This is a genomic window from Methylocucumis oryzae (assembly GCF_000963695.1).
In the GTDB taxonomy this organism is placed as follows: Bacteria; Pseudomonadota; Gammaproteobacteria; order Methylococcales; family Methylomonadaceae; genus Methylovulum; species Methylovulum oryzae.
The window spans coordinates 1-9,571 of record NZ_LAJX01000038.1 but is presented as its reverse complement, the minus strand read 5'-3'; the positions used below and the strand labels follow the sequence as shown (position 1 = coordinate 9,571).

Sequence of the window (9,571 nt, the reverse complement as noted above, 5' to 3'; positions counted from 1 at the left end):
GTAGTGTTTTTTTGGATGAAATCGGTGATATGCCGATGCCATTACAAGTCAAATTGCTTAGAGTCTTACAAGAGCGAGAAGTTAAACCGGTAGGTAGCGTTAAATCGATACCGGTGAATGTGCGCATTATTGCTGCAACACACCGTAACTTGACTAAGGCTATTGCCGAGGGTTTGTTTCGAGAAGATTTATATTATCGGTTGAATGTGGTTTGTTTAGAGTTGCCATCGCTGAATGAGCGAATCGACGATATACCTTTATTGGCCAGGCATTTCTTAAAGCAGTTGGCAGAAAAATATCAAAAAAACCTAAACAATATAGCACCTGATGCTATGGCGTTATTGTTAGAAAGTGATTGGCCAGGCAACGTGCGGCAATTACGCAATGTTATCGAAAAAGCTGTCGCCTTTGCGACCACCGAAATTGTATCCGCTACGTTAATCAAACGCGCATTACAGAATACCAGCGCAACCAATACCTCATTAGATGAGGCAAAATTGCAGTTTGAGCGTGATTATTTAGTGCGTTTAATGAAAACAACGCAAGGTAATGTGACGCATGCCGCCCGTATAGCCAAGCGGAATCGCAGTGAATTTTATAATTTGTTGCGCCGTCATGGGTTAGAACCCGCGCAATTTAAGCAAAATTAACATGACAAGACGGAGCGCGTAAGCGCCCCGTCCTGAGCCAACTTAAGGAAGTTAGTGTTGCCACGACAAGATTAAAATCTTATTTCAAATCCAGTAAAAGCGACATTCCAATTCGCATTGTTGACAGGTCTATGCATTTTCACGTTTAAATAGTAAATGTTTCCTAGAGCTGGGTGTTGGGATAACAACGGTTGCCCTTCATGACTTAACACAAAATAGCCGTAGTTGGCATCACTTTCGGCATAGGAGCTTGCTGGATTAATCGGTAATACTTTAGTTGCTCCCGCAGAAGACCGGTTACGAAACATTAAGTCGGCTTGAACGTAACCGTATTCTTCTCCAACTGAGTAAGGTCTATTACCTAACCAATCATCGCGGAATGACAAAATAACGGTATCTATCGTGTCCGTATTGCCGGAAAAACTGATAGGGCAGTTTAAATTAGCTGTACCGGTTTGATTGTTCTTAAATGTCCAAGCACCATTAACCAAGCTGACTTTACCTGCGTCAGTGGCGCTAGCGGGTACACAGGAAACCGGACTGACCATGTAATAAAGTCCAGTAGGAATAGCATGAGCAACGCTCGGAAAGAGCGGGGCGGTTAACGCCATTAACGATGCTACGGCTAAAATTGCTTTTTTGCTTGAAGTGAATGTGTTCATTTTAATGTCCTCGTGATTAATAATTAAAGTTAACAATCGGCTTTAGCGCCTTTGTAGTTAAAAGTGCGGTTGGATTAACGGTACCGCTAAGAAGAAAACTAAGTTTTCGTTCTTGTCTTGACTAATGCAGAAGCTGTGCCAAACCTATAAATAGTTTAATTATCAATAACATATTATTTTTGTCGCAAATCACCCGATTAGTTGACCTGTCGGTCTAGGCCAACATCGATGTTAGATTTTCAGCGCATTCTCAGGCATTTTCAGTGTTTCATACTGTCGGGAAATAACGACATCTGGAATAACCATATTTTTTCTAAGGAAATTTTTGTAAAAACTGATAGCATTCGCCTTTGTTAACACCCAAACCACGAGAATAAGAAAGATGAGTCATGACTTAATAGCGGTTAAAAATTATTTACTGGATTTACAAGATAGAATTTGTTCTGCGCTAGAGTCGCAAGAACCAGAAGCTAGATTTAAAGAGGATTGCTGGGAGCGTGCCGAAGGCGGTGGCGGTCGAACGCGCGTTTTATCGAATGGCGTTGTCTTTGAACAAGGCGGCGTTAACTTTTCCTCGGTGTCTGGGGTCAGTTTGCCACCGGCAGCGACGGCTAAACGACCTGAATTAGCCAATAAGCAATTTCAAGCGACGGGGGTGTCTCTGGTGATTCACCCGAACAATCCTTATGTGCCGACGTCACATGCTAACGTGCGCTTTTTTCTCGCCGAGCAACCCGGTGAAGCGTCGGTATGGTGGTTTGGCGGCGGTTTTGATTTAACGCCTTACTATCCGTTTCACGAAGATGTGATTGAGTGGCATAACACAGCACGAGCGGCGTGCGAGCCGTTTGGTCCTGAAGTCTATGCGAATTATAAAAAATGGTGTGATGACTATTTCTTTTTAAAACACAGAAATGAAACGCGAGGCGTTGGCGGTTTATTTTTTGATGATTTAAATGACTGGGATTTTGATACGTGTTTTGCGTTTATGCAAAGCGTAGGTAACGCTTATATTGATGCGTACTTACCTATTGTGCAGAGACGTAAAGACACACCTTATGGCGAACGTGAACGCGAGTTTCAATTATATAGACGCGGACGCTATGTTGAATTCAATTTGATCTATGACCGTGGCACGATATTTGGTTTACAGTCAGGTGGCCGAACGGAATCAATTTTAATGTCGCTACCGCCTGTCGCACATTGGCGTTATAACTGGCAGCCGGAGCCAGGTACGCCAGAAGCGTTTGTTATATGAGCGTTATTTAAAACCCCAAGATTGGATTTAACCGAAAGTCAGGGGGCGCACATGGTCGCCCCCTTAGTTTTTAAACCTGAGTTTCTTCACCTATAAAGCGATAAATAAAGGCACCGAGTAACGCACCCACAATAGGGGCTACCCAAAACAACCACAATTGTATCAACGCCCAATCACCGGCAAACACTGCAACACCTGTGCTGCGCGCTGGATTGACTGACGTGTTAGTCACAGGAATAGAGATTAAGTGAATTAAGGTTAGGCATAAGCCAATTGCGATAGGTGCAAAACCTGCGGGCGCTCTCTGATCGGTTGCACCTAAAATTACTAATAGAAACATCATCGTCATGACGACTTCTGTGACTAAAGCCGAAACCAAACTATAACCACCTGGTGAATGCTCGCCATAACCATTAGAGGCAAAGCCTGCGGCCAAATCAAAGCCAGGTTTACCGCTGGCGATCAGAAATAACACCCCGCCAGCAACAATAGCACCGATAACCTGGGCCGCGATATACGGCAATAACTGGTTCGCAGGAAAACGCCCACCGGCCCAGAGCCTACAGAGACGGCAGGATTTAAATGACAGCCTGATATATGACCAATAGCATACGCCATGGTAAGTACTGTTAAGCCAAACGCTAATGAGACACCGTGCAAGCCAATACCGACTTCTGGAAATGCAGCGGCGAGTACAGCACTACCACAGCCACCTAATACCAACCAAAAAGTTCCTATAAACTCCGCAGCATATTTATTCATTGTTTTCTCCCGTGTTTTATTTTTGACGTCAGCGCCTAACTTTTCTGACGATTATGTGATGTATTTTTTGTTTTAACACATTGGGTTTTAATCTATTGGATGGCTATAAAAAACTAACCATCACTAGCAATCATAGTTGAAAAAATAACAAATACAATATCTTATTGCGCGTTTCATTTGTCTTGCTGGTTTTTAAACTAACTTTTATGGTAAGTAATTATTTTGTTTAAACACCTGTTATGCAAGTGGACTAGCAATCATTAATGCGCGCACCAAAACATTAATAAGCACGCGCCCGGCTTCGGCAAGACTATTACCAAAGCTAATCACACCATCTTCATGCCCTAGCATGGTGAATAATGCTGACTGTTTCGTCAATGGGTCTTGTAATAATCGGGCAACCGCCTCTGCCATTTCGGGGGTGCCATAAGGAATAGTGGCAGCCGTATGGGCTAAATTAAGCGCTTGGGTTTGCCGCCATATTTCAGGGCTGTGTACATGAATAACGGCCTGTATAGAGGCATATTGAGCATATACGCTGGCATGAGTAAGCGCCTCGGAGGAGGGCTGACATTCACCTAGAGCATCAATCGTATTGTTCTCAGGGGACGCCCTAGTGATAACGCAGTAATCGTGTCGGGTTAGGTGTTCTAAGTGGCCTGTTTGTGTGCCACTGATAATAAATTGCTGGCTTGCAGGATTTATTCTTTGGCTCAAATTGCCATAACCTAAGCCACCATAGCGGCAAGGGTCTTGGCCTATTAAATGCAATTTATATAAAATGCTGCGCCAAGCATTAATTTCTGCCAGCGGTAAATCATTGGTGAGTACCGCATGGGTGTGTTTAAGTTGATATTTAATGACGCCTTCTTGTTCATGCATAAAATGCCTGTGTTTAAAAATAATGTTTAAGCAGTGGTATGAGCTTGTTAAAACAGTATAACGGGTGAGATTTATCTAACTTGCTGGTTTCATATCATTCATATAGCTGACCATCCCTCTCTCAAATCAAGTCAAATGCCTTATTTCTTAAATAAAAATAGGGCAAATCCCACATACAAGCCAAACGTTTGCCCTATAAGCGGCAAATGCTGATGAAAAATTAGTAATTAATTTTGGCTTGTTTTTTGCTGTTCCAATAATTGCATCATCATCTACAACGCTGCTGTGCCAATATTGATTATTGCACTTGCTCACTATAATAAAAGGAAAATCCATGTTAATTCGCGCCTTTATTGTTTACTTTTTTAGTTTAGGTTTGCTGCCTATTGCTTGGGCAGCACAACACTTAGATGCTTACCAGCTTGTAACCCTGATTTCAAACCCCGATCTTAGACCTACGCTAGCCGATGACGGAAGTACATATCTATCGGGCGGCATTGGCATCTTAGTTTATGATGGAGCTAGCGCCATAGATGCATTGGGGCCTTATCAAGTGTTTAGCAATGCGGGCTTAAGACCTTTTTTTGGTTTCTGCTAGCAGAAATAAGAAAGGTCGATATAAATTAGATCTTACCCTTAGTGGTAGGCTTAAAATAACGGCAGACCGTACCATTGCTAACACCAAGGATTTAGAAGTATTAGTCATTGCTGGCGGTGAGATAGAGCCTATTAATATTGCCAAAGACAAGAAAGTCATCGATTGGATAAAGGCTATTGATAAAAAAACTATTTACACAACCAGTGTCTGTAATGGCGCCTGGATTTTAGGCGCAACAGGCCTACTGAAAGGTAAGAACGCCACAGGTCATTGGTATCAGGCAGATGAATTGCTCAGTCATTTCGGGGCCCTCCCGCACCCTGAACAACGCTATATTTTTGACGGCAAAAATTGTCACAGCTAATGGCAATACGGCGGGTATTGACATGGCGCTGGCGATTGTAAAAAAAAGTATTTACCAACGACTTAAACGATGGCAACGACTACACACAAGGGTCATGCTTGATATGCAATATGATCCTCAGCCTCCAGTAGCAGGTGGTTCCATAGAAAAAACTGAGCCCGCCGTTTACAAGGCCTTGCAAGAGCTGTATGACTATTTTTCAGTCGCCGACAGCGTGAAAGCTATCCCTATTCAATAATTGCGGCTACACGCTTATGGCGGGACAGGACGTTCTGAATGAGCTGTTCCGTCTTAAGTTGGTAACTATACGGGACAGCCAGGTTCGGTATCGCATTGCCTATCTGGTCAGAGGGAGCGATGCAATCTCAAGCTCAACTATGTTTAAGTTGGGCAAGGAACTCGCAGTAGGTCCTAGAAATCGGCCAGTTTTAGCTCTATTTCAGCTTACCAGCTAAAAAATGCAAATAAGCGATGAATGTGCCGTGGAATGTTAAAATAACGCTTAGCACATAGACGTAAAGCCAGTTTTCATGCAGTTTTACCCACCAAATGACATCGTTTTCACGACGGCGTCAGTCATCGGAGACATAACTGCTAATGACACGTTCTAAAGTCGTAAAGTCTAGTGCCTGTACCCATAGCTCATGGACAAAGCCTTGTAACAAATCGATGATGAAGTTCAGGTTCTGAAAATAAGCGTTTATAGGCGTGGTCGGTGTTCATAGTCTACAAAAAAACGCCTAACTTCTGCTAAAAACAAGCGTGGTTGCCGTGCATATAGCCAGTGAGCGGCACCGGGGATTTTTTGTATCACTGCGTTTGGAAATAAGCGCGGGAAGCTGTCAGGCTTAATTAATATAGTCTGACGCTGCACCGGCGAGGAATAACAAAAGCTTGGTATACGCGTTAACGGTCGTGGTATAGAGAGCTACTGTAATCCATTGAATAATTGTTCTAACGATTCGGCCTTAAGTAAGCGCGTTGTTAAAACGTCAAGTTCAGTGGTATCGGCTAGATAAACCCGCTGTTCTGCCCAGTCAGGCAATGCGCCAAATTTAAAGTTAATCAATGCGCATAGCGTTTTAGCCTGACCTTTAACTTCGCCTTCAGCAATTCCTTCCGCCCTACCTTCAGCTTTGCCTTCGACGATTCCTTCTTGTTTAAATTGTTTTTGCCATTGGGCAATGCGTTGTGACAACATGGTTTGAATCTCCGCTAAGTTGGTTAAATCAGAGGGCAGTTCATCAATCGGAGGTTTTAACACCTGGCTAATCCATACGCTAAAGCTGCGACGGATGCGCTCTTGTTCGGGAGCTGCTAACCATTCTACCAGATTGCTAATCACGTCTAAAATGGCGTCAGGCTGAGTGTGCTGTTCTAATCTAAAAATCGCCGCCACTAGATTCTTTAAGGGCTTAAGCTCGGTTAAATCGTAACGACCTTGGTCTAGTAACAAGTAATGCAGATTAGGTAGATACGCATCAAGGCCATCAGGTGCTTGCGCAATCAGGGTTTTCAATTCAGTCGGCGCTGACCAGCGGGGTTGGCCGTTATATAACACAATAGGTAGAACCGGTGGCAATTGTTTTTTGCCAACGAATTGCTTGGTTTTAATCAGGTCTTGGTAAAGTAAACCGATATACGTCATCAACCTAACCGCCATAAAGCGGTCGATATTAGACTGAAATTCGATTAGCACATAGACGTAAAGCCAGTGTTCATGCAGTTTTACCCGCCAAATGACATCGTTTTCACGTCGGCGTAAGTCATCGGAGACGTAACTGCTAATGACACGTTCTAAAGTCGTAAAGTCTAGCGCCTGTACCCACGGCTCATGGACAAAGCCTTGTAACAAATCGATGATGAGTTCAGGTTCTGAGAATAAGAGTTTATAGGCGTGGTCGGTGTTCATAGTCTACAAAAAACGCCTGACTTCCGCTAAAAACAAGCGTGGTTGCTGTACATGTATCCAATGAGCGGCACCGGGGATTTTTTGTATCACTGCGTTTGGGAATAAGTGCGGCAAGCTTTCAGGCTTAACATAGTCTGACGCTGCACCGGCGAGGAATAACACAGGTTTAGTGTACGCGCTAACCGTAGCGGTATCAGGAAATCCTGTAATGTAATCCGCGTTAGCGCGAAATATCTCTAAATTAATGCGCCAGCGGTATTGGTGCGCTTCTAAGATGAGATTTTGTAGCAGAAATTGCCGATAACTTAAGTCGGGTATTGCGTCGGCCAAAAAGTTTTCTGCTTGTTTGCGGTTAGTTAAGCGGTCTAGCGGTAAAGCATGTAAGGCATTAATCAGCTTGGCAAAACTGTGTGTGTAAGTGATAGGTGAAATATCGGCTATCAGTAGTTTAGCAACCCGCTCAGGATGATGTAATGCATACCACATTGCGACTTTACCGCCCATGCTATGGCCTAATAAACTGGTTTCAGCTAAGCCTAAATCATTGATGAGTGCTGATAAGTCGGCACTCATACTGGGATAATCCATGCACTCATGATGCGGTGAAGCACCATGATTTCTTAAGTCTGGCACTATTACATAATAGTCATTAGCGAGTTGTTCGGCGATTAAGCGCCAGTTTCTGGATGAGGCAAAAAAACCGTGCAAGATGATTAATGGCTTAGCGGTTGGCGAGCCATACGCCGTAAACCCAAGTTTTACTGTACTCATTAAGCAAACGCGAATAACGCACCCAAAATGCCGCCAAATACACCACCCCAGACCACTAACCAGCCTAAATGCTCGTGAATTATCGCTTGCACCATTTCTTTAACCATTTGCGGTGTGAGCTCGGCTAAGCGTTTATCGATAACCGCTTCAATTTTATCAACGATATCGACACTGATTTTATGCGCGTTTAAGCCGTGACTCAGTGCTGTTTTAAACACTTCAGAATCAACCATTTCCGTTAAAGTTACCCGCATTTTTTCAGTAAACGGCTCTTTTAACGGGGCTAAGGCTTCAGGGCCGCCCATCATTAATAACATCGCGCCGAATGACGATTCCATAATCGAGGAGACTAAGCTTTCGTAAATTTTGTCGTAATCAACCGCGTTGAGTAACGGCTCTAAATTTAACAACTTTCCGCCTTGCTGTTCCTCTCGTTCAATGAATTGTTCAATATGTTGTTCGGTAAAAAATTGCTCCATCATTAAAACGCTTTATCGAGTTTTTAAAATCCTCGAAGCGTTCTGGGATTACGCCTGAGCCGTATAAATACGGCACTTTTTTTCAAATAACATGTGAATAGCTAACCAGTTGGTAATAGCACCCGACAATGCGAAAAAGCCAATGGATTTAATCAGTTGAGATGAGGTGATAACCCCTAAAATAATGAAAGCAACAGAAATTAAATTAGTATTTAAGCTTTTGTTGAACTCGATTTTCATAGGTTAATAACAGTCTCTAAAAAAAAGTTGAATAAAAAACATTTAAAAACAAAGCATATCTCGTAATAAGGCCGGTGATTATTACCGAAATAGCACACAGAGGCAAACATCGCGTCGGTAATTGGCGACATTAGGTAGCATAAAAGCCCTTTTTATAACTCATTTATTAGCCTATTATTGAGCTATAAAGATTAGGGCTATAACTCATGACGTGGAACTGGCAACAAGCTTATTGGCCTCACTTTAGCTACGACCCAGCCAAAATTGAAGCAAGTGAAAAACAACTGCTAATGGGTACTGGGCTGCTGTTTGGAGCGTTTAAACATTTGGCGGATGAGGACAAGCAGCAATTAATCATCGAATTGATTAGTAATGAGGCTTTAAAAACGTCGGCAATTGAAGGCGAGTATTTGGATCGCGATAGTCTTCAATCCTCTATACTCCGTCAATTCGGCTTGGTTAGCGACAATCGTAAAATTTCTGCTGCCGAGCAAGGTATTGCTGAAGTTATGGTGGATTTGTACCGGAATTTTGAAGCGCCGCTATCACACGCAAAGCTGTTTGAGTGGCACACCATGCTAACCAATGGCCGACGTGATTTAAATGATATAGGCCGATACCGGACACATACTGAGCCTATGCAAATTGTCTCAGGCGCGATTTACGCTCCAAAAATACATTTTGAAGCCCCGCCTTCATCACAGATGCTGGCTGAGATGGAGCGGTTTATTAGTTGGTTTAATGATAGCGCACCGACTGGAACAAAACCGCTGTCCGCTTTGTTGCGTGCCGGTATTGCCCATCTTTATTTTGTCAGTATTCATCCTTTTGAGGACGGCAATGGCCGAATCGGTCGGGCGCTGGCCGAAAAAGCCCTGGCTCAATGTCTAGGGCAACCGACGCTAATCGCGATTGCCTACACGATTGAGCGCAACAAAAAAAAAGCCTACTATAGCGCGCTTGAACAAGCTAACCGGCACAATGAAATAACGC

12 protein-coding genes and 2 pseudogenes are annotated in these 9,571 nt (G+C 43.3%); 6 read left to right on the top strand and 8 right to left on the bottom strand.

Annotation, left to right across the window (positions count from 1 at the left end; translation table 11 throughout):
- Positions 1-650 (top strand): sigma 54-interacting transcriptional regulator (locus VZ94_RS04700; protein WP_045778353.1); only part of this gene is annotated, 650 nt, incomplete at its 5' end.
- 71 nt (positions 651-721) lie between these two features.
- On the opposite strand, the gene VZ94_RS04695 is transcribed toward VZ94_RS04700, so the two are convergent.
- Positions 722-1,312: a hypothetical protein gene (locus VZ94_RS04695; protein ID WP_131655467.1), complete on the bottom strand. Its 591-nt coding sequence runs from the start codon at positions 1,310-1,312 to the stop codon at positions 722-724.
- A 382-nt stretch (positions 1,313-1,694) separates the two neighbouring features.
- Between VZ94_RS04695 and hemF the strand changes: the two are divergent.
- Positions 1,695-2,601: pseudogene (hemF, locus tag VZ94_RS04690) on the top strand (oxygen-dependent coproporphyrinogen oxidase).
- Between the two features lie 39 nt (positions 2,602-2,640).
- Here the strand turns inward: hemF and aqpZ are convergent.
- From aqpZ to VZ94_RS04675, 3 genes and pseudogenes are all read right to left on the bottom strand, one after another.
- A pseudogene (aqpZ, locus tag VZ94_RS04685) lies at positions 2,641-3,332 on the bottom strand (aquaporin Z).
- 237 nt (positions 3,333-3,569) lie between these two features.
- Complete coding sequence (locus VZ94_RS04680; protein ID WP_045778351.1) at positions 3,570-4,214, bottom strand: class II aldolase/adducin family protein; 645 nt, start codon at positions 4,212-4,214, stop codon at positions 3,570-3,572.
- 147 nt (positions 4,215-4,361) lie between these two features.
- The gene (locus tag VZ94_RS04675) at positions 4,362-4,550 is read right to left on the bottom strand and encodes a hypothetical protein (protein WP_045778350.1); all 189 of its coding nucleotides are present in this window, start codon (positions 4,548-4,550) and stop codon (positions 4,362-4,364) included.
- Between VZ94_RS04675 and VZ94_RS04670 the strand changes: the two genes are divergently transcribed.
- Genes VZ94_RS04670 through VZ94_RS04660 form a run of 3 tightly spaced genes read left to right on the top strand, consistent with a single transcriptional unit; the run spans position 4,549 to position 5,414 of the window.
- Positions 4,549-4,812, top strand: a complete 264-nt coding sequence (locus VZ94_RS04670) for a hypothetical protein (protein WP_045778349.1) — start codon at positions 4,549-4,551, stop codon at positions 4,810-4,812. The two genes, VZ94_RS04675 and VZ94_RS04670, sit on opposite strands and share 2 nt — an antisense overlap.
- Positions 4,799-5,176, top strand: a complete 378-nt coding sequence (locus tag VZ94_RS04665; RefSeq protein WP_045778348.1) for a DJ-1/PfpI family protein — start codon at positions 4,799-4,801, stop codon at positions 5,174-5,176. Before VZ94_RS04670 ends, VZ94_RS04665 begins: the two co-directional genes overlap by 14 nt.
- Positions 5,151-5,414 (top strand): type 1 glutamine amidotransferase family protein, encoded by a 264-nt coding sequence (locus VZ94_RS04660; RefSeq protein ID WP_045778347.1) that lies wholly within the window; start codon positions 5,151-5,153, stop codon positions 5,412-5,414. Before VZ94_RS04665 ends, VZ94_RS04660 begins: the two co-directional genes overlap by 26 nt.
- Before the next feature lie 690 nt (positions 5,415-6,104).
- On the opposite strand, the gene VZ94_RS04650 is transcribed toward VZ94_RS04660, so the two are convergent.
- Genes VZ94_RS04650 through VZ94_RS31640 form a run of 4 tightly spaced genes read right to left on the bottom strand, consistent with a single transcriptional unit; the run spans position 6,105 to position 8,578 of the window.
- Positions 6,105-7,088: an Rpn family recombination-promoting nuclease/putative transposase gene (locus VZ94_RS04650; protein WP_045778345.1), complete on the bottom strand. Its 984-nt coding sequence runs from the start codon at positions 7,086-7,088 to the stop codon at positions 6,105-6,107.
- 3 nt (positions 7,089-7,091) lie between these two features.
- Positions 7,092-7,859, bottom strand: a complete 768-nt coding sequence (locus VZ94_RS04645) for an alpha/beta fold hydrolase (RefSeq protein ID WP_045778344.1) — start codon at positions 7,857-7,859, stop codon at positions 7,092-7,094.
- Positions 7,859-8,341, bottom strand: coding sequence for a DUF445 domain-containing protein (locus tag VZ94_RS04640; RefSeq protein WP_338040244.1), 483 nt, complete (start codon positions 8,339-8,341; stop codon positions 7,859-7,861). Before VZ94_RS04640 ends, VZ94_RS04645 begins: the two co-directional genes overlap by 1 nt.
- Positions 8,342-8,386: 45 nt before the next feature.
- On the bottom strand, positions 8,387-8,578 hold the full coding sequence (locus VZ94_RS31640; protein WP_338040243.1) for a hypothetical protein: 192 nt from the start codon (positions 8,576-8,578) through the stop codon (positions 8,387-8,389).
- A gap of 206 nt (positions 8,579-8,784) precedes the next feature.
- Between VZ94_RS31640 and VZ94_RS04635 the strand changes: the two genes are divergently transcribed.
- Positions 8,785-9,571: Fic family protein (locus VZ94_RS04635; protein WP_045778343.1), on the top strand; the 787-nt coding region annotated here is incomplete at its 3' end.

Bases quoted from the DNA above. Each gene is read 5' to 3' on its own strand.
- VZ94_RS04695 (WP_131655467.1), bottom strand. From the start codon at position 1,312: ATGAACACATTCACTTCAAGCAAAAAAGCAATTTTAGCCGTAGCATCG.
- VZ94_RS04640 (WP_338040244.1), bottom strand. From the start codon at position 8,341: ATGATGGAGCAATTTTTTACCGAACAACATATTGAACAATTCATTGAA.
- VZ94_RS04650 (WP_045778345.1), bottom strand. From the start codon at position 7,088: ATGAACACCGACCACGCCTATAAACTCTTATTCTCAGAACCTGAACTC.
- VZ94_RS04645 (WP_045778344.1), bottom strand. From the start codon at position 7,859: ATGAGTACAGTAAAACTTGGGTTTACGGCGTATGGCTCGCCAACCGCT.
- VZ94_RS04680 (WP_045778351.1), bottom strand. From the start codon at position 4,214: ATGCATGAACAAGAAGGCGTCATTAAATATCAACTTAAACACACCCAT.
- VZ94_RS31640 (WP_338040243.1), bottom strand. From the start codon at position 8,578: ATGAAAATCGAGTTCAACAAAAGCTTAAATACTAATTTAATTTCTGTT.
- VZ94_RS04675 (WP_045778350.1), bottom strand. From the start codon at position 4,550: ATGGATTTTCCTTTTATTATAGTGAGCAAGTGCAATAATCAATATTGG.
- VZ94_RS04670 (WP_045778349.1), top strand. From the start codon at position 4,549: ATGTTAATTCGCGCCTTTATTGTTTACTTTTTTAGTTTAGGTTTGCTG.